Annotated in this window: 25 protein-coding genes and 5 tRNA genes; 26 read left to right on the top strand and 4 right to left on the bottom strand. The window is 34.2% G+C overall.

Features of this window, described 5'->3' with window-relative positions:
* Nucleotides 1–47: 47 nt before the first annotated feature.
* The 3 genes from DQN38_RS08755 to DQN38_RS08745 are packed head-to-tail and all read left to right on the top strand — an operon-like array spanning nucleotide 48 to nucleotide 872.
* Entirely contained in the window at nucleotides 48–200 is a 153-nt protein-coding gene (locus DQN38_RS08755; protein WP_002847853.1) for a hypothetical protein, read from the top strand.
* A gap of 11 nt (nucleotides 201–211) precedes the next feature.
* Nucleotides 212–544: a hypothetical protein gene (locus DQN38_RS08750; protein WP_002847848.1), complete on the top strand. Its 333-nt coding sequence runs from the start codon at nucleotides 212–214 to the stop codon at nucleotides 542–544.
* Between the two features lie 55 nt (nucleotides 545–599).
* Entirely contained in the window at nucleotides 600–872 is a 273-nt protein-coding gene (locus DQN38_RS08745) for a flavodoxin (RefSeq protein ID WP_065843630.1), read from the top strand.
* A 55-nt stretch (nucleotides 873–927) separates the two neighbouring features.
* On the opposite strand, the gene DQN38_RS08740 is transcribed toward DQN38_RS08745, so the two are convergent.
* Nucleotides 928–1509 carry an NAD(P)H-dependent oxidoreductase gene (locus tag DQN38_RS08740; protein WP_065843629.1) on the bottom strand — a complete coding sequence of 194 codons (582 nt, stop codon included), beginning with the start codon at nucleotides 1507–1509 and terminating at the stop codon, nucleotides 928–930.
* A 117-nt stretch (nucleotides 1510–1626) separates the two neighbouring features.
* Between DQN38_RS08740 and DQN38_RS08735 the strand changes: the two genes are divergently transcribed.
* From DQN38_RS08735 to DQN38_RS09180, 3 genes are all read left to right on the top strand, one after another.
* On the top strand, nucleotides 1627–1809 hold the full coding sequence (locus DQN38_RS08735) for a hypothetical protein (protein ID WP_042960182.1): 183 nt from the start codon (nucleotides 1627–1629) through the stop codon (nucleotides 1807–1809).
* 33 nt (nucleotides 1810–1842) lie between these two features.
* A complete protein-coding gene (locus tag DQN38_RS08985) occupies nucleotides 1843–2007 on the top strand; it encodes a cupin domain-containing protein (RefSeq protein WP_155487579.1) in 165 nt (54 codons plus the stop codon).
* 230 nt (nucleotides 2008–2237) lie between these two features.
* Entirely contained in the window at nucleotides 2238–2369 is a 132-nt protein-coding gene (locus tag DQN38_RS09180) for a hypothetical protein (RefSeq protein WP_259459087.1), read from the top strand.
* Between the two features lie 378 nt (nucleotides 2370–2747).
* Here the strand turns inward: DQN38_RS09180 and DQN38_RS08730 are convergent, their stop codons facing one another.
* Complete coding sequence (locus DQN38_RS08730; protein WP_065843628.1) at nucleotides 2748–5948, bottom strand: S8 family peptidase; 3201 nt, start codon at nucleotides 5946–5948, stop codon at nucleotides 2748–2750.
* Between the two features lie 202 nt (nucleotides 5949–6150).
* Nucleotides 6151–6226 (bottom strand) — tRNA-Ala (locus DQN38_RS08725).
* A gap of 142 nt (nucleotides 6227–6368) precedes the next feature.
* Between DQN38_RS08725 and DQN38_RS08720 the strand changes: the two genes are divergently transcribed.
* The 15 genes from DQN38_RS08720 to DQN38_RS08655 all read left to right on the top strand — a co-directional run bounded on the left by DQN38_RS08720 (nucleotide 6369) and on the right by DQN38_RS08655 (nucleotide 14638).
* Nucleotides 6369–6443 (top strand) — tRNA-Gly (locus DQN38_RS08720).
* 10 nt (nucleotides 6444–6453) lie between these two features.
* A tRNA-Leu gene (locus tag DQN38_RS08715) sits at nucleotides 6454–6540 on the top strand.
* A 23-nt stretch (nucleotides 6541–6563) separates the two neighbouring features.
* Nucleotides 6564–6637 (top strand) — tRNA-Cys (locus DQN38_RS08710).
* 20 nt (nucleotides 6638–6657) lie between these two features.
* Entirely contained in the window at nucleotides 6658–6813 is a 156-nt protein-coding gene (locus DQN38_RS08980) for a hypothetical protein (protein ID WP_011732343.1), read from the top strand.
* Between the two features lie 8 nt (nucleotides 6814–6821).
* Nucleotides 6822–6909, top strand: a tRNA-Ser gene (locus DQN38_RS08705).
* A gap of 283 nt (nucleotides 6910–7192) precedes the next feature.
* Nucleotides 7193–7873 carry a Bax inhibitor-1/YccA family protein gene (locus DQN38_RS08700; RefSeq protein WP_002847838.1) on the top strand — a complete coding sequence of 227 codons (681 nt, stop codon included), beginning with the start codon at nucleotides 7193–7195 and terminating at the stop codon, nucleotides 7871–7873.
* Between the two features lie 99 nt (nucleotides 7874–7972).
* Nucleotides 7973–8302 (top strand): preprotein translocase subunit SecG, encoded by a 330-nt coding sequence (gene secG, locus DQN38_RS08695; protein WP_002847836.1) that lies wholly within the window; start codon nucleotides 7973–7975, stop codon nucleotides 8300–8302.
* Nucleotides 8302–9258 carry a polysaccharide deacetylase family protein gene (locus DQN38_RS08690; RefSeq protein WP_225893270.1) on the top strand — a complete coding sequence of 319 codons (957 nt, stop codon included), beginning with the start codon at nucleotides 8302–8304 and terminating at the stop codon, nucleotides 9256–9258. The genes secG and DQN38_RS08690 overlap by 1 nt, the downstream gene beginning before the upstream one ends.
* On the top strand, nucleotides 9248–9805 hold the full coding sequence (frr, locus tag DQN38_RS08685) for a ribosome recycling factor (RefSeq protein ID WP_002847832.1): 558 nt from the start codon (nucleotides 9248–9250) through the stop codon (nucleotides 9803–9805). Before DQN38_RS08690 ends, frr begins: the two co-directional genes overlap by 11 nt.
* A gap of 2 nt (nucleotides 9806–9807) precedes the next feature.
* Complete coding sequence (gene pyrE, locus DQN38_RS08680; protein ID WP_065843627.1) at nucleotides 9808–10416, top strand: orotate phosphoribosyltransferase; 609 nt, start codon at nucleotides 9808–9810, stop codon at nucleotides 10414–10416.
* Entirely contained in the window at nucleotides 10416–10829 is a 414-nt protein-coding gene (locus DQN38_RS08675; RefSeq protein ID WP_002847822.1) for an RDD family protein, read from the top strand. The genes pyrE and DQN38_RS08675 overlap by 1 nt, the downstream gene beginning before the upstream one ends.
* A gap of 77 nt (nucleotides 10830–10906) precedes the next feature.
* Nucleotides 10907–11425, top strand: coding sequence for a thiol peroxidase (gene tpx, locus DQN38_RS08670; protein ID WP_002847820.1), 519 nt, complete (start codon nucleotides 10907–10909; stop codon nucleotides 11423–11425).
* Between the two features lie 55 nt (nucleotides 11426–11480).
* Nucleotides 11481–12371, top strand: a complete 891-nt coding sequence (locus DQN38_RS08665; RefSeq protein ID WP_065843626.1) for a DMT family transporter — start codon at nucleotides 11481–11483, stop codon at nucleotides 12369–12371.
* Between the two features lies 1 nt (nucleotide 12372).
* Nucleotides 12373–13566 (top strand): replication-associated recombination protein A, encoded by a 1194-nt coding sequence (locus DQN38_RS08660; RefSeq protein WP_065843625.1) that lies wholly within the window; start codon nucleotides 12373–12375, stop codon nucleotides 13564–13566.
* Nucleotides 13553–14638 (top strand): patatin-like phospholipase family protein, encoded by a 1086-nt coding sequence (locus DQN38_RS08655; RefSeq protein WP_038454343.1) that lies wholly within the window; start codon nucleotides 13553–13555, stop codon nucleotides 14636–14638. Before DQN38_RS08660 ends, DQN38_RS08655 begins: the two co-directional genes overlap by 14 nt.
* Nucleotides 14639–14669: 31 nt before the next feature.
* On the opposite strand, the gene purM is transcribed toward DQN38_RS08655, so the two are convergent.
* The gene (gene purM, locus DQN38_RS08650) at nucleotides 14670–15653 is read right to left on the bottom strand and encodes a phosphoribosylformylglycinamidine cyclo-ligase (RefSeq protein ID WP_002847810.1); all 984 of its coding nucleotides are present in this window, start codon (nucleotides 15651–15653) and stop codon (nucleotides 14670–14672) included.
* Between the two features lie 143 nt (nucleotides 15654–15796).
* Between purM and DQN38_RS08645 the strand changes: the two genes are divergently transcribed.
* From DQN38_RS08645 to flgE, 5 genes are all read left to right on the top strand, one after another.
* A complete protein-coding gene (locus DQN38_RS08645) occupies nucleotides 15797–16192 on the top strand; it encodes a RidA family protein (protein ID WP_002847808.1) in 396 nt (131 codons plus the stop codon).
* On the top strand, nucleotides 16182–16793 hold the full coding sequence (gene coaE / locus DQN38_RS08640) for a dephospho-CoA kinase (RefSeq protein WP_038454341.1): 612 nt from the start codon (nucleotides 16182–16184) through the stop codon (nucleotides 16791–16793). The genes DQN38_RS08645 and coaE overlap by 11 nt, the downstream gene beginning before the upstream one ends.
* Nucleotides 16774–17517, top strand: coding sequence for a diaminopimelate epimerase (dapF, locus tag DQN38_RS08635; protein ID WP_065843624.1), 744 nt, complete (start codon nucleotides 16774–16776; stop codon nucleotides 17515–17517). Before coaE ends, dapF begins: the two co-directional genes overlap by 20 nt.
* Nucleotides 17518–17533: 16 nt before the next feature.
* Complete coding sequence (locus DQN38_RS08630) at nucleotides 17534–18205, top strand: glucosaminidase domain-containing protein (RefSeq protein WP_029662442.1); 672 nt, start codon at nucleotides 17534–17536, stop codon at nucleotides 18203–18205.
* 154 nt (nucleotides 18206–18359) lie between these two features.
* Nucleotides 18360–21056, top strand: coding sequence for a flagellar hook protein FlgE (gene flgE / locus DQN38_RS08625; protein ID WP_065843623.1), 2697 nt, complete (start codon nucleotides 18360–18362; stop codon nucleotides 21054–21056).
* Nucleotides 21057–21107 lie beyond the last annotated feature (51 nt).

The following is a 21107-nucleotide window of genomic DNA, read 5'->3' as shown; positions in this document are numbered from 1 at the left end:
CTAAATTTGACAGACCGTTTCTTGTAGCAAAACACGCCTTAAAGTTTATGCTCCCACAAGCTATCAATGAGGGTAAAAATGCGCAAAACGTGAAGGCTAGGATATTTAACCTTAGCTCGATAAGAGGATTTAGGGTATCAAACAATTCAACACCGTATTGCATGAGTAAATTTGCTTTGAGCGCATTTAGCACTAGATAAAAGGAGCTTAGATGAATAATAGAAGAGATTTTATCAAATTTATGCTTTTAATTATTGATATGCCAAATAAAATATTCGCAAGTAGTGGTTCAAAAACCCTTGTAGTCTATTATTTACACACTTTAAATACACATATTTTAGCCTCATATATCCAACATATTGTTGGTGCAGATATGCTGAAGCTAGAAACTTTCGATACTTATCTAATCAATTATGACCAAATGGTCTCATTAGCCGCCAAAAAACAGAGTTTAAAGAAAAAACCAAAAGAGATTTGTTCTTTAATACAGAGCAAATCGCATCTAACTTGTCTATTTCAAATTTACAAAATATATCAAATATAAATAAGTAGCTTTATATGTTAAAAATTTAAATTTATACTTTTAAAATGTAGAAAAAATGAATAAAATATTAGTGGCTTATTTTTCAGTAAGCGGGCAAACTAAACTCCTTGCAAAAACTATAGCAGAGGCAAGCTGCAGCGATATCTACGAGATAACACCAGAGCAAATTTATACTTCAGCCGACCTTGATTGGCACGACTCAAACAGTCGTTCGAGCGTGGAAATTTTGAAAAAATCTTGCAACGTAAATTTCAAAAACGCAAAAGCGTTAAGCTCAACTACAAATAGCACTAGTGTAAAAAAATGGCTGGAGAGTTTGGGTATTTGAGTTGCATAAATTAGGCTTACAACAAGAGCTATAAGCCTTTAAATTCGGCTCAAATTTAGCCGAATACTTTTTCTAAATGTTTGCGGTAATTTTGCAAGTATATCTCCACTTGCGGATTTTTCATAACATCATTGCATATAAAAGTCGGCAGACCGCCCATTCCTATAAATTCATGAGCTTTGTGCAGGTGCAGATATACGCCATCAACGCCGACGCCGCCGAAAAACTGATCGGTATTTGTAAATGCTTCGATAGGTGCATTCCAAGTCAAGCTAAACATATATTTTTTATCTTTTACAAGTCCTCCTGATCCGTATTTTGCCGATGCGTTGCTTCTGCTTCTTCCGTCATTTTCATATAAAACACCATGACCCGCTGTAAAAATTTCATCTATGTATTTTTTTACTACCCAAGGTTCACCCATCCACCAGCCGGGCATTTGCCAGACGATAGCTTCATTGCTTGTCCATTTTTTTAATTCATTTTGTACGTCATAACCTTTATCGATTATAGTTTCTTGCACTGTTATACCGAGATTTTGCAATGTGTTTTTTGCTTCGTTGTGCAGCGTTTGGTTTAGCATGCCTTTTGAATGTGCGAAATCTTTTGCTCCGTTTATCAATAGTACTTTTTTCACAATTATCCTTTTTTAAATTTTAAAAATTATAGCGTTGTTTTTTAAATTTACTCTTGACAAACACCTATTGTCGAGCTTTATAATATAATCAAATAAATTCCAAGGAGAATAAAATATATGTTTAAAAAATTTATAAAATTCTGTACGATTTTAGTCGGCGCTAGTGCTTTCACCGCTTCTACCCAAAGTATAGTAACATCAGGAGTTAAAGGAGGCAGCGGGTACTTTACAGGTGAAGTTAGCGTTAGTATGCTTTTTCAAAGCGATACTTGTCGCCCTTTTGGCGGAGTTTTCGCCTAGATCTAGAACTGCGCGGCAAATAAAGGAAATGTTGTGCTTTGTCCTCCTGATATCAAACATTTTCACGGCACTGGATTTGATACAAAAGCAGCTCATATAGCTTTTACCAGAGAAAGAGATGGCAAAAACGTGATTTGGATGGAACACGTGAGCGATGAGAAGTATGAAAGACTAATAAAACAGGCAAAAGAGGATTAAAATGCAAAATCGTAGAAATTTTTTGCTAATACAGCAGTTGATTTGAGAGCTTTAGCAATAATCTCTAGTGCGGCAGATTCAAAAGAGTAAAATACTGAAAAAAGGTGGATAATTTGAGCGATAGCTCAAATAAAAATTATAATAAATTCTTCTGAAGTACTAATCCGTTTTCAAAAACAGACTCTGAGTTTATAGAAAATCATCTAAATTTTGCATTCGGAGATATATTTTTGTATTTAAAAATAGACGATAAAACTAGAATTATGTTTTGGCTTGGCTGTTTGATAGCAAGCGGCGGACTTAGAGAGTACAAAAGAGTTGTTAATGTGGCTTTGAAAACGGCGTATCGCCAAATGAGATAAAATAAATTCTATATCAAAGTACTCTTTATGTCGGTTTTGTAAAAATAGATGATTTTATACATGCTTGTAATGAGGTTTTTAGAAATGATGGCATTAAGTTTCCTTTAAAAAATGCATCTACAACGACTATAAGCGACAGAGAAGGAAAAAAGTTTAGCTATACAAAGAGCGTTTTTTGGTGAGGCTATAGATAAAAGCTCACGCAGCAGAAATATAAATTTAAGAAACACAAGGGAAATTCTTATAGATGTCGTAACTTCGTTAATTTCTTATATCTACTACCCAAGGAGTTTAAACGCACTGCGAGCCATTGATGAGGTGAGTGCGGTTTGATTTTAAGATTAAATACCGATTACGTAACCGGTATTTAATATCTGGTTAAAACATTTTTCCTATTGTTGCCGTCAAATTTAGGCTTTTTGCATCTTGTTGTATATTTGCTGCTGTGCTAAATCTTATAAAAACGTCGTTTGGATATAGCATTTCTAAATTTGCTCCTATAGTGAGTAAATGTTCACTTAATTCATATTTTTGAGTAAAACCGTTAGAACTAAAATCTATAAATTTAGATGAGTTTTTGATATCTTTTCCACTTAAACGATACTCATAAATAGCGTAACTCGATAGCTTTGTAGTTATGTTTTGATTTTTATTTAAATAAGCTAAGTTTAGTCCAGCATTTATACTGGTTGTATGATGAGAGATGCTATCAACTTTTCTAGCAAAAATATTGCTATTTATATCAAATCCTTCTTGATAAATATAGTTATAATTCACGTAGCTAATCGGAGTTAAAATGATATTATTAAATTCAAAATCTTTTGCTAAGCCCATCATAGCTCCTGCTATAAAATGGTTATAATTTGATTTCGAGCTGCTGCTAAGAATCGGATTTGAGCTTAGATCTAACGTGTTTTTGCCGTATCCTAAAGCAGCCGCGCTTAGCACTTTAAAATTTTGAAAATCATAAATATAGTTTATACCCGCATTTATACTATCTGTTTCGTAATTAGATTCGTTAAATTTATTTTTTGTATTGCTTGCTCCTAAATTTAATGAAATTTGTCCATTGTCGCTCATGCTAGTTCCAAAACCAAAATCAGTTCCTATTTTGCGTCCTTTATACTCATCCGCATCTGTTTTTTTGTAATTTGGAGCCGCATACCAAAAATATTCTTTGTTCTGAGCATAGTCGTTGTTCGGCGCAAAGAGCGTGTTTGATAAATTGTTATTTATAGCAAAAATAGTATAATTTTGTGTAATTTTTGCTTGATCTTCTATTAAAGCCGAGATATTTGATAGATAGCTTTGATTATCTATACTTTTTACCGTGTTTTGTATACTGCTTATATCTTTGCTTGTATCTAAGTTTTTAAAAAAATCTTTATAGAGATTTTGTTTATTTAAATTTGGATCATTTAGCTTATAGCGAATATCTCTTAAACTTGCTCCGATGCCCGAGTTTTTTATATCATAAGCTCCGTTTTTAACTCCTTTAAATACAATACTTTCTTTGTCTTGAGATATATCAAAATCCAAAGTTAAGGATTTTTCTAACTCTATAGTGCTAAATGAATTTAAATGATTTTTTAAATTTCCTAAATCTAGTTTTATTTTTGTATTTTTTTCATAAAATGTATCCGTAAGAGGTATAAACACAAGCTTTGAGTTTTTGATATCATAGTTATTAGCTATTAATTTAGAGTTGTTTTTAGCTAAATTTGCAACGTCTATCTGAAGTGATGCATTTTCTCCGTTTTGAGTATATGTTCCATTTATGATTAAATCGCTTAAATCTTCATTTCCTGGTCGAACTATGCCTTGATTGTACAGATTTTTTTGGATAATTCCATTTCCGCTTAATGTACCGGCTTGCTCTACAAAAACATTACTATTTTTAATCTCTCCGCCTTTATTGCCTGTTCTAAACAGCTTTAGTCCCCCGTTTCTTACTATAGTATTTCCTTCAAAAAAAGCATCTGCGCTAAGAGTTAAAATACCGCCACCGTCTTTTATAAATCCTACGTTTAGATCATGCATACTATATTCTCCGCCTTTATAGTGCCATAGCGGATTATATTTTCTTTGGGCTATATCGTTTGCAAAAGTAGCGTTATATCCATTTGTGTCTATAGTGTAATAAAGTGCTTGTTCATTTCCATAATTTAAAATATCATTTAGAGTAAGTCTATTTGCGTCTAAAAGCGCTAGTCCGTTCATGGCTTTTTTGATATCCAAGATACCTTGACCTATAAGTTCTTCTTTGGTTATAGAAGATACTTGAATATTATTTATATCACTAATAAAATCTATTTGTTCAGCGATATATTTTTGAATTTGTTTGTCTGTTGTTTTGATAGAGTATTTTTTGAAGTACTGCGTATAAAATTTTGCAATCTCCTCATCTGTATAACCCGCTTCTATCCTATCTTTATTTATCTGTGTCCAATCAAGAGAACCGTCTGCCATAGTAGGAATTGCATTATCTACGTAAATTAAGCTTACAAATAGTTTTTTACTTTTATTGTTTGTGATATTTTTTAAAACCATTTTTGGCAGTTTTATATTGCTGTTTGCAGTGCTAAGCAGCAGATCTCCTATCTGTTTGCCGTTTAAAAAAGGAAACTTTTGAGATACTAAAGCCGCCGCTCCAGTTGCAAAAGGAGCGGCCATAGATGTGCCTTGTTCTGGTACGAAACCATTTGTAGTGGCGCTATCGGCAGACCAGATATATTCACCAGGAGTTAATATAGAAAAATAAGCCGTTCCTTTAAAAGCGTTACTAAAATCCGTAAATGCAAAAGGTTTGCTCATATCAAATCCCTCATCGCCCAACTTCGTTACTTTAGACGAATCTATAGCTCCGACAGCTAGCCAAGCATTGAGATCTTGATCGTAATGAGGCAAAGAAGCCAAAGTGGATGGAGAAGATATGCCTGAGTTTCCAGCAGCAAAAATATTTAAAATTTGCTTTTCTTTCGACAGTCTGATTATAGATGAGTTTGCATTTGTTTGATCCATAGCTTCGATTATATAATCCTCGACTTCATCTTGCGTTAATTCATAAAAATCTTCAGTAGCGTCGATATGCAAAATAGGAAATACAAAATCTCCAAATGAGTTATTTATAATTTTAATATTTTTATTTGGATCTCCGAAAAACTTATACTCCGCATCTAAATTTTCCTTAATGTGATTAAATGCATCAAGCGAGGCAGGAGCTTGCATTCCATAACCTTTTGCGTTATAAGCAACTCCATGCATAATGGGATTATTAAAAGCTCCTAGAGCGATTGCGGCTACTTGGGAACCGTGTGAATTATAATTCCAATAATTTGCTTTAGTTTGATCACTAAAAGTAAGAGCTTCTAGTATTTGATCATTTAAACTACTATGTTCTAACCTAAAATCATCATCAAATATGCCTATAAATACATCTTGCCCGGTTATGCCTTGCTCATAAGCAGATTTTGTATTTATAATATCTAAATCTTTTTCAAAATTTGGTTCAAGTGCAAAAATATAGCTATTTAAAAATGTACACAATGCGATTATAACCATTTTATCGCTTTTTTTCATAATATTCCTTTATTATTTTCTTAAATATATATTATTCTAATTTATTTAAATAAAATTTAAATTTTTTATAAATTTATAAATTAATATGAAATAAATATATATTTGTTACACTAAACTAAATATTTGCTTAAGCTATTGTTTTTAAACTTTATATGATTTTTTATACTAAAGTAAGATATTTTGGATTATTTAAATTTAAAAATGGTGGAGTTAAGCGGGATCGAACCGCCGACCTCTTGAATGCCATTCAAGCGCTCTCCCAGCTGAGCTATAACCCCTAAGTAAATGTACACGAATAATTCGTGTTTTGGAATATTACCAACTTTTTACTTATATTTTTTTGAAATTTAATATTTTTCTAATTTTATCAAATAAAATTTTAAGCTTTGTTTTGATATTATTTCAACTCTTAAAAATTTTGCGGGAATAGCTCAGGGGTAGAGCATAACCTTGCCAAGGTTGGGGTCGCGAGTTCGAATCTCGTTTCCCGCTCCATTTTTATTTAGCCCAGGTGGTGGAATGGTAGACACAAGGGACTTAAAATCCCTCGGATATTTTTTCCGTGCCGGTTCAAGTCCGGCTCTGGGCACCACCAAATTTAGTATTTGTTTGCATGGCGACATGGCCAAGTGGTAAGGCAGAAGCCTGCAAAGCTTTTACCCCCAGTTCGAATCTGGGTGTCGCCTCCATGATAAAATAGGAGTTAATTGTGCGTTACTTTGTTATGACGCTTATAATTACTGCATTTTTAGGCTGTTCAAGCACTTGGCATGGTATAAAAGAAGACTCTAATAGTGCTTATCAATGGTCAAAGAAAAAGGTCAATCAAAGCGCTGACTGGGTAGAAGAAAAAACTTCAGATTAATGTTAATTCGGGAGATGGCTGAGTGGTCGAAAGCGGCGGTCTTGAAAACCGTTGAGGTGAAAGCCTCCAGGGGTTCGAATCCCTTTCTCCCGGCCACTAAATTTATACTTTTTTAAATTTAAAAAATATCTTCAATATATCAAAGTTAAATTATAATTTTATCCTATTTCACTATTGAAATTTAATGAACATAAATAAAGAGATATTTTAAGATTATGAATAAAGTTTGATGAATTAAATTTAATTTTTTGAAAATTTAAAAATATAGCTTAAAAAATATTTATACTCTAAAACTTAAATAATATATTTAATATAAAATTTATCTTATATTAAATATTTTTTGATACACTCATATAAATTCAAAAAAAGGAGATAATTAATGAGTCTTTATGATAGAAATTACGCCAAAGAGCAAGCGAATTATGAAGAAGCGGGTTTGCAAAGTGCTAGAGCCACTTTTGTAAAACAAACTTATCAGCTTCTTACTGCGTCTTTGGTAGCTGCAACAGCCGGAGCTTATATCGGCGTAGATTATATAAAAACTTTTAGCTGGATGCTGCTTATAGTGGAGTTTGCACTTCTATTTGGGCTTATGTTTTCAAAGAAAAATCCAAGTTTGGCATTAGTTATGCTATTTGGTTTTACGTTTGTTAGCGGTCTTACTTTGGGTCCTGTATTAAATACATATATCGGTGCAGGAATGGGAAATATCATAACTCAAGCGTTTCTAATGACTGCTGTTGCTTTTGGCGGTTTGACTGTTTTTGCATTTAATACAAAAAAAGATTTCTCAGCTATGGGAAAAATGCTATTTATAACTTTGATAGTTATAGTTGTAGCAAGCTTACTAAATTTATTTTTCCAAAGTGCTCTTTTAGCGACAGTTGTAGCGGCGATCGGAGCTATACTTTTTAGCGCATATATACTGTATGATACTCAGATGATAATACGTGGCGGATATGATAGTCCTGTTTTGGCAGCTGTTGCGTTATATCTTGATATATTAAATTTATTTATATCATTATTGCAACTTCTTGGCATATTTAATAAAAACGAATAAAATAAAATAGCGCTGCTTCTTGGCGGCGCTAAGCTTTAACTAAATTTTTATCTTATTTTGATATAATCACGAGTTAATAAACAAAATAAAAGGATACTCGTGAGTTCAATATTTCTAGCCTTACAATTTATATTAGCTGTAATTTTAACTATCGCTATTTTGCTTCAAAAAAGCTCTTCAATAGGTCTTGGCGCATATAGCGGAAGCAATGAAAGTTTATTTGGCGCTAAAGGTCCTGCTGGATTTTTGGCTAAATTTACATTTTTTATAGGACTACTTTTTGTATTAAATACATTAGCACTAGGTTATACTTATAATCAATCTTTAAGAAATTCAGTTGTAGAGACAAAAGAGTTTAAAAATATGATAATTCCAGAAACTGGAGCTACTCCGGCTGCGCCAGCAGCACCAGTTGCACCGGCCAACTAATGCGGTTATTATTATCTTTTTTCCTGTTTGCAACTTGGATGTTTGCAGATGCCCATATCTTGATATATCATAGATTTGGCGACGATAGATATCCGAGTACTAATATATCGCTCCAAAATTTACGCGAGCAGTTTAAATATTTTAATGAAAACGGATATGAGATAGTGCCCCTTAAAAAGTTAATTCAAAAAGTTAAAAATTCAGAATATATACCGGATAATTGGTTGGTTTTAACTATAGATGACGGATATAAAAGCTTTTATAAAAACGGATTTCCTATTTTTAAGGAATTTGGATATCCATTTACCCTTTTTGTTTATGTTGAGGCTTCGCAGAAAAAGTACGGCGATTATATGAGTTTTGATGATATAAAAGATGTGCAGAACTGGGGTGCCGAGATAGGATATCATAGCTATTCACATAAATATATGACGTATTTAAACGAGTCTGAAATTAAAGATGATTTTGAAAAAGGCATCCAAATTTTTGAACATAATTTAGGATATAAACCACAGTATTTTAGCTATCCTTATGGCGAGTATAATCAAACTATAACTAATATGGCAAAAGAGTATGGATTAGAAGCTAGTTTTAACCAAAACTCAGGAGCCGTATCTGCTAGTAGCAGTATAGGCGATTTAGATAGAATACCGTCTATGGACGGAACAAATTTAAAGGCGATGTTGTCAAGCAGATATTTAAAAGCTGATTTCATACAGCCATTAACATATCCATCAAATTCTATTTTAGATAATGTAATAGCAAAAATAGATTCAAACTCTACATCTGCTCAATTATATATAAGCGGCTTGGGATCTATGAGAGTTGATGTGAGTGATGGTATTATAGATGTAAATATCTCAAAAAAGCTTACAAAAAGACGAGTTAGAGTAATAATAAATGACGGTCACAAAACAACAACCCAAATGATTATAAAGGATAAAAATGTTAGATGAAATTTATAAAAACCAAAAAGCATTTTCAGATAAAGCTTTAGAAGTTTTGAAGCGTGATTTTACCACTCTTAGAACAGGTAAGGTAAATATAAATATAGTAGATCATATAAATGTTGATTACTACGGCAGTCCTACTGCGTTGAATCAAGTAGCTACGGTGCTTGCTACCGATGCTAGTACTATATCTATTTCTCCATGGGAGAAAACCATGCTAAAAGCTATATCTTCTGCTATTCAAGCAGCAAATATCGGAGTAAATCCAAATAATGATGGAGATAGCGTTAAACTATTTTTTCCTCCTATGACTACAGAAGATAGACAAAAAAATGCAAAAGAGGCGAGATCTATGGGTGAAAAAGCCAAAGTTGCCATAAGAAATATTAGAAAAGACGCAAACGATGATATCAAAAAAATAGAAAAAGATAAATCAGTTAGCGAAGACGAAATAAAAAAGGGCTATGATGAGGTTCAAAAAATCACAGATAGTTATATATCAAAGATTGATCAACTCGTTAAAGACAAAGAAGCAGAGCTTTTAAAGGTTTAATTATGAACTTAGAAGATATTTACCGTGATGCGGGAGCGTATTTAAAGGGGCATTTTTTACTCAGCAGCGCAAACCACTCTGAGTATTATTTGCAAAGCGCAAAGGTTTTAGAAAATCCTATTTTAGCCGGAAAATTAGCAGACGAACTATTTGAAGTTATAAAAAACGCAGGAGTGGAGTTTGATAGTGTTTGCTCTCCTGCTCTTGGAGGAATTTTAGCTGGATATGAGCTGGCGCGTGCCGGAGCTAAAAGATTTATATTTACTGAAAGAGTAGAAAAAGTAATGAGCTTAAGACGCGGATTTAGCGTTGCTAAGGGCGAAAAATTTATTATTTGCGAAGATATTATCACTACTGGAGGCTCAGCTCTTGAAAGCGCTAAGATTATAGAAGAGTTGGGCGGCGTGGTGGTTGGATTTGCGGCACTTGCAAATAGAGGATTTTGTAAAGTTCATAATATGAGAAACGAAGGCAAATCAAGTTGTAAACTTCCTGTTGATAAACCTCTATTTGCTCTTGGAAATTTTGAGTTTGAAATTTATACTCCAGAAGAGTGCCCTCTTTGTAAAACCGGCAGCAAAGCTATAAAACCAGGAAGTCGCGGCAACTGATGAGCCAAAAACCAAAAGCCGTTCCGTCTGCTCTTATAAGCCGAGTAAAGGCTTTTATAATAGATATGTTTCTTATAGCCGTGCCTCTTTTATATATAACAACATATTTGATTTTAGACGGTAAAAATGATTTTCAGCATAATCAGCTTGCCATATTTGGCGTTTGGTTGGTTTTTGGTGTTATCCAAAGTCTATTTTTTGCACTTAATGCTCAAAGCCCCGGATATAGATCACAAAATATATATCTTGTGAGCTTAGATGGCAAAAAAGCCGGATTTATCTCTTATATGCTCCGCTATATTCTTTTTATAACTACTTTTATATTTGGCGGATCACTATTTTGTTTTTTTAGGAAAGATAAGCGTAATATTCAAGATTTGCTTACGAGTACTATTGTAGTGACTAAAAGATAACTTTTAATTAATATTTTAAGAGTTTATTTATCTTTTGTGTGTTATAATTTTTAAATCAAATTTAAAAGGATAAAAAAATGTCAAATGTAACATTCCAAGGTAATCCGGTAACTTTAAGCGGAAATAGTGTAAATGTAGGTCAAGTAGCACCAGAAGTTGAGTTGGTAGGCAAAGATCTTTCTACATTCAAAGTAGGCGGAGCTACGGGCAAATATCAAGTTTTAGTTGTAGTGCCTTCACTTGATACTGGAGTATGCGCAGCTGAAGCTAGAAAATTTAATGAAAAAATGGCTAGCAAAAGTGGAGTATCTATAAGCATTATATCTATGGATCTTCCATTTGCTATGGGTAGATTTTGCACTACAGAAGGTATCGAAAATTTGAGAGTAGGTAGTGATTTTAGAGGTGCCAAATTCGGTAATGCATACGGTGTGCTTGTAAAAGATAGCCCACTTGAAGGACTTCTTACAAGAGCTGTTTTTGTACTAGACAAAGACGGAGTTGTAAAATATAAAGAGATAGTTAGCGAGATAACAACAGAGCCAAACTATGAAGCTGTTTTACATGCTATTAGCGATGGTTGTGGTTGCCATTAATCAAATAAAAATTTAAATTCTATTTAAATATAAAAAACTCTGCTATAATAGTGTGATGAAAAATAATAGCTACATTTTTGGCGTTTTCATCACGCTTATCGGCGGAGTTTTATGGGGTTTTAGCGGTGCTTGTGGTCAGTATCTTTTTGAACAAAAAGGAGTAAGCTCAGACTGGCTTGTTCCATATCGACTGCTTATATCTGGTATAATTTTACTATCAGTTTATCTTATAAAAAGTCCGAAAATAATTTTTCTTCCATTTAAGAATCCAAAAAATATACCGCAAATTTTAGTTTATGCGATTATAGGTCTTATGATGACTCAATACAGTTATTTTTACTCTATTGAGCTTTCAAATGCTGCAGTTGCAACTGTTATACAATACACGGCTCCGGTATTCATTTTGATAGTAGTATGCTTTATGGATAAGCGACTACCGTATTTTAAAGAGCTAGTAGCGCTTGGATTTGCTATATTTGGAGTATTTTTCTTGGCTACTCATGGGGATTTTACCACTCTTGTTATAAGTCAAAAAGCTCTTGTATTTTGTTTTATAAGCGCACTTTGCGTGGTTGTTTATAACATAGTTCCAAAACGTCTTAATAAAGATTTTCCTATATCTTTGGTGCTTGGCTGGGGTCTTATCATCGGTGGAACTATCTTGAGTTTATATATGAAAGTTTGGACTTTAGATGGGGTTAACGATCTTGGCGGATACTTGGCTGTTGGCGGAGTTATACTATTTGGAACGGTTTTAGCTTTTAGTTTTTATATGACCGGAGTAGGTATAATAGGAGCTAGTAGAGCAAGTCTTATAGCCGCCATTGAACCTGTTGCCGCCGCATTTTTTACTTCTGTTTGGCTGGGAGTTAGGTTTGTATTTTTTGATTATTTAGGGTTTATACTGATAATGCTTTGCGTTTTTATATTATCAAAAAAAGGCTAAGATGGATTTAAGTAATGATTTTAGACCAAATAATATCAATGATATGGTCGGACAAAAAGATATTGTAGAGCTATTTTCTAAATTTATAAAATCTAAAAAGATACCTCATAGTCTATTTTTTGGTGCTACTGGTTGTGGTAAGACGACTATGGCAAAAATTATAGCAAAGCAGATGAATTATGAGTTTTTTGAACTCGACGGCGCAAATTTAAAGAGTGAAGATATAAGAAAAATTATATCTAAATTCGAAACTACTCTATATAAACCGTTGATTTTTATAGATGAGTTTCACAGGCTTAGTAAAACTCAGCAAGAGACTCTTTTGATTCCTATGGAAAAAGGAAAATGTATCATTATGGGCGCTACTACAGAAAATCCTAAATTTGTTGTTAGTAGTGGGATAAGATCAAGAATGATGATATTTGAGTTCAAACCTCTTAGCCATGATGAGCTAACGATTTTACTAACAAAAGTTCAAAATGTTATTAAATTTGAAATAACAAATGAAGCAAAAGATTATCTTATTAACAGTAGCGGGGGAGATGCTAGAAGCCTTTTAAATTTACTTGAGTTTGCATTGAGCGCGGATAAAAGTATTGGTTTAAATATATTAAAAACTCTTCGTTCTCATAGAGTAAGTGAAGGCGTAAGTAACAGTGATACGCATTATGAGTTGACAAGCGCACTTATAAAAAGTCTGCGCGGTAGCGATATAGATGCTAGTATTTATTATCTAGCAAGGCTTATACAAGGCGGTGAAGAGCCGGCATTTTTAGCTAGACGTATGGTGATATTTGCTAGTGAAGACATAGGAAATGCAAATCCTAACGCACTAAATTTAGCTACTAACGTTATGTTAGCTGTTAGTAAAATAGGCTATCCTGAAGCTAGAATTATATTGGCTCAATGCGCCGTGTATTTGGCAAGTTCACCAAAATCAAACTCAAGTTATAAAGCTATAAATGATGCTATAGAATTTGTAGAAAACAGACCTGCGTTGCCGGTGCCAAAGTATCTCATAAATACAGATAAGGCAAAAAGCGAATATCTATATCCGCATGATTTTGGAGGCTGGGTAGAGCAAAAATATATGAGCACACAAGTTAAATTTTATAAAAGTAATGCAATAGGTTTTGAAAAAACCTTAGATGAATGGATAACAAAATTAAAAGAGAGTTATAATGAAAAGATCTGAATTGAAAATCGGTTTAGCATTGTCTGGAGGAGGCATTAGAGCTGCGATTTATCATCTTGGAGTTCTAAAATATCTAGCCGAAAATAACCTTTTAGAGCAAGTTACGCATATATCGTCAGTATCTGGAGCTAGTATGTGTGTAGGGCTTTTGTATGCTAAAAACAATATGCGTTTTCCTACTAGTAGTGAGTATTTAACTACTATTTTGCCGACTCTTAAAGACCAAATTTTAAACGTAAATTTAGAGCAAAAGGCTATTATAGAAGCTATTTTTAAGTTTAAATTTAATAAAAAAGCTAACGCCATTGCTTTGGCTCTTGCTAAACATTGGGGAATTAATGGAGGATTTGGCGATATATCTAAAAAACCTTTATGGAGTGTTGTTTGCACGAGTTACGAAACAGGTAAACACTTTCGTTTTTCACAAGATATTGTTGGAGACTGGGCTTTTGGATATATTAAAGATTCTAATTTTCCATTAGCTGACGCGATAGCCGCTAGTGCAGCGTTTCCATTTTTGATAGGAACTTACGAGATAGATACTAAGCCTTTTGAATGGTGCGATAAATCAGGAACTAAAATCGAGCCTAAAAGCGATAAATTGCATTTGTGGGATGGTGGCGTTTATGATAATTTTGGTCTTGAGCCGATTTATCAAATGGAAAATAACGGAATGTACTCAGATGATGTTAATTTTTGCATACTTAGTAATGCGGGTAAATCTATATCATTTCAGTCAAAAAAGACAGTCACGCGTATAGTTGATGTAACGACAGATCAAATATCGATCTTAAGAGCTAGAGCATTTCGTGATTTCATTTTTAGAAATAAAAACGGTTATTATCTAAAAATGGGTCGGGATTTTAGTGAAGTTGTTAGACGAGCAAAACAAGATATGAGTTTGGCAGATAAGTATAAAAATGATTTTTTGAGCGAAGAGGACTGCCAAAAAGTGGCAAATTATCCAACTACGCTTAAAAATCCTACTGAACAGGATTTTGATCTTATATTAAGGCAAGGATATGAGAGCATCATATACAATAAACTTGTTTTTGATTTTATAGAGCCATAAAGTTTAATCCGCTTAAATTGAGCTATTTTGCTTATATTAAGCGGACCGAATCTCCTTGTGTTACTTCACCTATAACATATCCGTTACAGTTTGCTAACACGTTAGTAACATTATTTTTTGGTACTACTAAGATCATTCCGACTCCGCAATTAAATGTTCTATCCATCTCGCTAACAGATACGTTTTTAGCTAGAAGTTTAAATATCTCAGGAGTTTTTATTGAGCTTCTTTCTATTTTTGCGCCAAGACCAGATGGAAATACTCTGGGTAGGTTTTCGACTATTCCGCCGCCTGTTATATGTGCTAGAGCAGATATTTTATCTTTTAAATTTAAAAAATCATCTACATAGATACGAGTCGGCTCTAAAAGTGTTTCTATAAGAGTTTTATCTTCAAATTTATCATTTAAATTTAATCCCATTTTCGATACAACTGCACGAGCTAATGAATATCCGTTTGAATGCAAACCAGAGCTAGGCAGAGCTACTAAAATATCACCGTTTTTTACAAATTTAGTTCTATCTATCTCATCTTCTTCGGCAATTCCCACCGCAAACCCTGCTAGATCAAAGTCTTTTCCATCATACATACTAGGCATTTCAGCGGTTTCTCCTCCTATAAGAGCGCATTTTGCAATGATACATCCATCGCTTATACCTTTTACGACTTTTTTGGCACTATCAACATCAAGCTTTGCGCTAGCGTAGTAGTCTAGGAAAAACATAGGCGTAGCAAAGTTACAAATAAGGTCATTTACGCACATAGCTACTAGATCTTGCCCAATAGTTTCTAATCTATTTGAGTCTATAGCAAGGCGAAGCTTAGTTCCTACTCCATCCGTAGCTGCTAAAAGAGTCGGTTTTTGATATCCGCTTGGTAGACGAAATGCTCCTGAAAATGATCCTATACCTCCTATTACATTTGGCGTAAGAGTTGATTTCACAAAAGGTTTTATACCTTCTACAAAGCTATTTCCCGCGTCTATATCTACACCGGCTTCTTTATAACTTATCATTGTTTAACCTTTATTTTTGGCAGGATTTTAGCTAAATTCAGCTTACATTCTATTAAAAGAGCTTCTTATGCTTTTTAGGTAGTCTTTTTAAATTTATAAATTTATGATAGAATGTAATCTATAATTTTTTAAGGAGATATAAGATGAAAACAAGCGAAGTACTCGGTAATACCGATGTTTCCTTGAGATACCCAAAAGCTATCGGACCATACAGCGCTTATCGAGAAGTTGGTGATATGATATTTTGCTCAGGTCAAATTCCGGTAAATCCCAACAACGGTTTAATAGCTAGCAGTATAGAAGATCAAACTACTCAAGCCTTAAAAAATGTCGGAGGTATATTAGAAGAGCTTGGACTTAGTTACAAAAATGTTGTTAAAGCCACCGTATTTTTAACTGATATAAATGATTTTTCAGCTATGAATGAAGTGTATGCTAAGTATTTTAGTGAGCCATATCCGGCTAGAAGTGCGGTTGGCGTTAAAGATCTGCCAAAAGGCGTAAAAATAGAAATAGAGGTAATAGCCCATAAACTCTAAATTCCGCAACGCATATGTTATCACCGGAAACATCGGATCTGGCAAAAGTACAGTCGTAAATATGCTAAAATTGTACGGTTTTAGCGTGATTGATGCAGATAAAATATCTCACGACGTGCTAGATAAGAGTTCTGATAAGATAGCAAAAGAATTTGGAAAAGAGTTTGTTAGCGGAAGCAATGTCGATAGAAAAAAGTTAGGAGCTCTAGTTTTTAAAGATAGAGAAAAATTGAAACTTCTTGAGAGTATTTTACATCCGCAAATAAGATCTATTATATATGAAAAAGCACATTTTTTGGAAGATAAAGGTCTTCCGTACTTTATCGATATTCCGCTATATTTTGAAAAAAACGCATATAATTTTGATAAAGTTGTTTTGATTTATGCTCCGGAGCATATTTTATTGCATAGAGTTATTAGCAGAGATAGACTCAGCAAAGAAGATGCTAAGCTTCGTTTGAGTACGCAGATAGATATAGAAGAAAAAGTGGCTAAGTCCCAATTTGTCATTAAAAATGACGGTAACTTAAAAAATCTAAATTTAGAACTAAATAATTTTATAGAAAAATTAAAGGAAAATTATGCAACTCTCAAAATATAATGCCAGCGGAAATGACTTTGTTATATTTCATACGTTTAAAAGCTTGAATAGAAGAGAGTTGGCTATGAGTTTATGTGATAGATTTAACTCTATAGGAGCAGATGGACTTATAGTTATTTTGCCCAGCAAAGAGTGTGATTTTGAATGGGAGTTTTACAATAGCGATGGGAGTTTAGCATCAATGTGCGGAAATGGTTCAAGAGCAGCCGCGCTTTATGCTTATCAAAACTCACTATGTTCTAAAAACTGCTCATTTAAAACAGGTGCAGGGATCATAAAAGCGAGCATAGACAATGATTTTGTAGAAGTGGCTTTAACGGCGCCAAAAAAGCTGAGTGAGCCATTTATAGAGTACGGTTTTGAGTGGAGTTTTTATGATACGGGAGTTCCTCATTTAGTAACTTTTGTAGATAATCTTTCTAAATTTGATCTCAGCGTTTGTTCCGAACTTAGAAAAAAATACAACGCAAATGTAAATTTCGCTCATCTAAAAGACAACGGAGTTTTAGGGGTGCGCACGTTTGAGCGTGGAGTTGAAAACGAAACAAATGCTTGCGGTACCGGTATGGCGGCTTCATTTTATACTGGAGTCGATCGTTTTAAATTTAATCCCTGTTTAAAAGTAAATCCAAAAAGCAAAGAGGATTTATGGCTTAAATTTGATGGCGAAACTATATATTTTAAAGGCAAGGTCAAACACTGCTTTGATACGAGTATTAGTTAAAATTATACTTATATTTATGGCTGTTAAGTTAGCTGCAGGCTTTTCTCCTAACTATTATATGCTTAGTATAAATGAACAAAAAGTAGAGTTTGCCAAAACTATTTCTAAGCTTACTAAAAATGCAAATACCCAGACTTTGCAAAAACGCGCGTTTGCATTGAATTATCTAAAACAAATTTACCAAAAATCTTTTAGAGATATAGATGTCTCAAATTTAAAACGGCTCGTATCTATCCAAAAAGAGTATAAAATCTCAAATTTATTTGATGAGAGCGAATATAAGTTAAAATTAGACTCCGTGCCAGTTTCTTTAGCTATAGCTCAAGCTACTATAGAGAGCGGTTGGGGAAAGAGTCGTTTTGCAAAAGAAGCAAATAACCTTTTTGGTCACTGGACGTGGGGCGGCAAAGGACTAGTTCCTCTAAATAGAGATGAGGACAAAATGCATAAAATCAAGATATTTAACTCTCTTGATGATTCGGTAAATGCTTACGCTTTAAATTTGAACTCTCATCCTGCTTACGCTCAGTTTCGAGATATGAGAGCTATTTACCGAGAAAAAGGGCTAATATACGATGGTTTAGAGGCTGCAAAAACTATGGAAAATTATTCACAAATGGGTAAAACATATGTAAAACAGCTGGAAAAAACTATTAAATTATACGATCTTACTAAATTTGATTTTTAAATTTAGCCCGGTTTGATCGTAGCGGTATTTTACTTTTTCAAATTATCGTTGATAAAAATTTAAAAAATTTAAAAAATCAAATTCGGAACAAAAATTGCTTATATAACATCAAATTTTAATCCGCAGCAAATGCAGCCAACATAAAGGATAAGATATGATGAGAGCATTATGGGCTGGAGTTACTGGACTTCAAGCTCACCAGATAGCCATGGACGTCGAAGGTGATAATATAGCCAACGTTAATACAGTAGGCTTTAAATATTCACGTGCGAGCTTTGCAGATTTATTTAGTCAAACAGCAAAAGTAGCAACCGCTCCACAAGGCGACTTAGGCGGTAAAAACTCAATGCAAATAGGTTTAGGTACTCAGATAAACTCAGTAACAAAGATATTCAAGCAAGGTTCAGTTCAAACAACAGATAAAAATACAGATTTAGCCATACAAGGTGATGGATTTTTTGTCGTTTCTCCAGACGGTGGAAAAACGTATAAATATACTAGAAACGGAGATTTTAGCCGTGATAGTTTAGGAAATTTTGTCGATAAAAATGGTTATATCGTTCAAGGCTGGCTCCGAAATGAAGATACGGGCACTATAGATCCTACCGGTCCTGTTAAAAATATCCAGATAGAACCGGGTCTTAGCACTCCGGCGCGCGCTACTACCGAAGTAGCTTTAATAGGAAATTTAAACTCAGGAAGTTCGATAGGAACTAAAAGCTCACCTATTTATTCACTTGATTCTAAAAACGGTTGGTTAGATAAAAATGGTAACGGTATATGGGAAGATGGTGAAACTAAAAACGAAAATGATTTGAGCAAAAACGAATACTATGTAGATAAAGATAAACAAGTCAAGGTTAAAGAAACGGGAGTTGATCTAGGAGTTCTCTTTAACGCAACAGGCGAAGCTTTTAACTTAAGAGACGGCCAAGGTATGTGGGTAAGCTACGCCGATGCTAAAGCTACATTCGGTGGTTTAGCTCCCGCTCCAGTAGGAGGACATAGACTCAATATAGCGATAAACGGTATAGAGATACCTTCTACTAGCGTTACCAATATAGAAGATGTGGTAAATAAGATAAATACGATTACTGATAAGACAGGCGTCACTGCTAGCCTTATAAACGGCAACCAAATCCAACTAGTAAATCAAAATAATCTCGGTAGCACCGATACTATGAAAAATATCAAGATAACTAAGCTTAGCGGGGATACTACATCTATGACATCTACAAATGTTATTACGGCTTATAAATATACTTATACCGCTACAGCTACCGGAGGTAACCACTCATACAACGATAGCTCTGCTAGAAAGGTGCATACTACTGAAGATTTAAGAAAAGCTATGCAAACAGATGCAAGGGAGTATGTAAACTATCAAGGAGAAAATGTAAGTCAAGCAGCTACAAATGCTCAACTTGTTGCTACGGCGGCTGTAGGAGCAGATAGGGCTGCTATGCTAAATGCTGCAACAGCTGAAAAAACTAGAGTAGATGCTATAGTTCCTATAAGTCAAGGAGCGATAGCCGCTACTGCCGCTATAATAGCCGCTATAAATGCTACTCCAACTACAGCTACTCCAGCAGAAGTTACTGCTGCTATAAATGCCGCCATATCAAATGATAAATTAGCTGAATATTCGGCTTTAGATTGGTCCGGGGCTATAGATACTGATGCGGCAGCCGGTATTCAGTTACCAGCAGCAGATCCAGACGGTAAATACTCAAATGCAAGCCTTAAAGATAGAAATAGAAACGACGGTGTAGAGATAACCGTAAATGAAAAAGGTCAGTTTGTGGTAAAAAATCCACAAGGCGACGCTGCATACGGAGAAAATGATAGTCATTTAGCCGTAGATGCGACAGGTGCTTTAGTTACAGATGGTAGTGCGTCAGATAATCCTCTAGCTACTACAAATCCGGATGGTACCGTAAATGTCCCTGTAAATAACGATACGTTTACCAACGACTACAATATGCATTTAGCTATCACTGGACTAAGTGATCCAAACACGAATATAAATGAAAATACTAAATTCACGGATGTATTTTCGAGCTTGGGCGGCGGTTTAAGTACCGGAACTGGTGAGAAAACTTCGTCAAATATAGTTATGTCAAGTCACGCTGCTACAACCGAAATTTACGATAGTTTGGGTTCAAAACACGAGATAAAAATGGAATTTAGAAAGATCAGTTATAGCCCTGAAAACGGTACTGAGTGGTCTATGCTTATCCAAGTACCAGAACCAGGTAAAATAAATACCGAAACAGGTGAAGTCGCAAATGTCATAGCAGGTACCGTTAGATTTAAATCCGATGGAAGCTTACTAGGCTATAGTCCATCAAATCTTACTTTCACTGCAAATAACGGTAGTGCTCCAGGACAAAATATAGAGATAAATTTTGGAAAAATCGGAGACTACAACGGATTAAGAAGCAATGATAATACCAGTACTACAGATAACATTGTTCAAGACGGTTACACAGCCGGTACGCTAAATGAGCTAAGAGTAGATGAGAGCGGAACTATCATCGGAGCATTTACAAATGGTAGAAGCTTTGGACTAGCTCAAGTGGCACTTGCTAAATTTACGAATAACGAAGGTTTAGAGAGCGATGGCGGTAACGTATTTGTTCAGACTGCAAACTCTGGAGCTCCTGTTATCGGTTCGGCTCAAACAGCAGGCCGTGGAAAGATAAATGCTTCTAGCCTTGAGATGAGTAACGTTGATCTATCTCGTTCTTTAACTCAGCTTATAGTCGTACAACGTGGATATCAAGCTAACTCAAAAACGATAACCACCGGCGATCAGATGCTTAATACTTTACTTCAATTAAAACAGTAATTTAACTTTTTTAATGCTTTGTTCTTTTAGCTTTTATTTGCTAAAAGAACA

The organism is Campylobacter fetus subsp. fetus, assembly GCF_900475935.1.
In the GTDB taxonomy this organism is placed as follows: Bacteria; Campylobacterota; Campylobacteria; order Campylobacterales; family Campylobacteraceae; genus Campylobacter; species Campylobacter fetus.
Note: the sequence above shows the minus strand (reverse complement) of the source record. Positions and strands in the feature narration are given on the sequence as shown.

What these genes read in the sequence shown, in the direction of transcription:
- dapF (WP_065843624.1), top strand. Translation starts at nt 16,774, where the DNA reads ATGCAACTCTCAAAATATAATGCCAGCGGAAATGACTTTGTTATATTT.
- DQN38_RS08735 (WP_042960182.1), top strand. Translation starts at nt 1,627, where the DNA reads ATGTTTAAAAAATTTATAAAATTCTGTACGATTTTAGTCGGCGCTAGT.
- DQN38_RS08690 (WP_225893270.1), top strand. Translation starts at nt 8,302, where the DNA reads ATGCGGTTATTATTATCTTTTTTCCTGTTTGCAACTTGGATGTTTGCA.
- frr (WP_002847832.1), top strand. Translation starts at nt 9,248, where the DNA reads ATGTTAGATGAAATTTATAAAAACCAAAAAGCATTTTCAGATAAAGCT.
- pyrE (WP_065843627.1), top strand. Translation starts at nt 9,808, where the DNA reads ATGAACTTAGAAGATATTTACCGTGATGCGGGAGCGTATTTAAAGGGG.
- DQN38_RS08665 (WP_065843626.1), top strand. Translation starts at nt 11,481, where the DNA reads ATGAAAAATAATAGCTACATTTTTGGCGTTTTCATCACGCTTATCGGC.
- DQN38_RS08630 (WP_029662442.1), top strand. Translation starts at nt 17,534, where the DNA reads ATGGCTGTTAAGTTAGCTGCAGGCTTTTCTCCTAACTATTATATGCTT.
- DQN38_RS08750 (WP_002847848.1), top strand. Translation starts at nt 212, where the DNA reads ATGAATAATAGAAGAGATTTTATCAAATTTATGCTTTTAATTATTGAT.
- DQN38_RS08730 (WP_065843628.1), bottom strand. Translation starts at nt 5,948, where the DNA reads ATGAAAAAAAGCGATAAAATGGTTATAATCGCATTGTGTACATTTTTA.
- DQN38_RS08675 (WP_002847822.1), top strand. Translation starts at nt 10,416, where the DNA reads ATGAGCCAAAAACCAAAAGCCGTTCCGTCTGCTCTTATAAGCCGAGTA.
- DQN38_RS08655 (WP_038454343.1), top strand. Translation starts at nt 13,553, where the DNA reads ATGAAAAGATCTGAATTGAAAATCGGTTTAGCATTGTCTGGAGGAGGC.
- flgE (WP_065843623.1), top strand. Translation starts at nt 18,360, where the DNA reads ATGATGAGAGCATTATGGGCTGGAGTTACTGGACTTCAAGCTCACCAG.
- DQN38_RS08660 (WP_065843625.1), top strand. Translation starts at nt 12,373, where the DNA reads ATGGATTTAAGTAATGATTTTAGACCAAATAATATCAATGATATGGTC.
- purM (WP_002847810.1), bottom strand. Translation starts at nt 15,653, where the DNA reads ATGATAAGTTATAAAGAAGCCGGTGTAGATATAGACGCGGGAAATAGC.
- DQN38_RS08645 (WP_002847808.1), top strand. Translation starts at nt 15,797, where the DNA reads ATGAAAACAAGCGAAGTACTCGGTAATACCGATGTTTCCTTGAGATAC.
- DQN38_RS08755 (WP_002847853.1), top strand. Translation starts at nt 48, where the DNA reads ATGCTCCCACAAGCTATCAATGAGGGTAAAAATGCGCAAAACGTGAAG.
- DQN38_RS08745 (WP_065843630.1), top strand. Translation starts at nt 600, where the DNA reads ATGAATAAAATATTAGTGGCTTATTTTTCAGTAAGCGGGCAAACTAAA.
- DQN38_RS08700 (WP_002847838.1), top strand. Translation starts at nt 7,193, where the DNA reads ATGAGTCTTTATGATAGAAATTACGCCAAAGAGCAAGCGAATTATGAA.
- tpx (WP_002847820.1), top strand. Translation starts at nt 10,907, where the DNA reads ATGTCAAATGTAACATTCCAAGGTAATCCGGTAACTTTAAGCGGAAAT.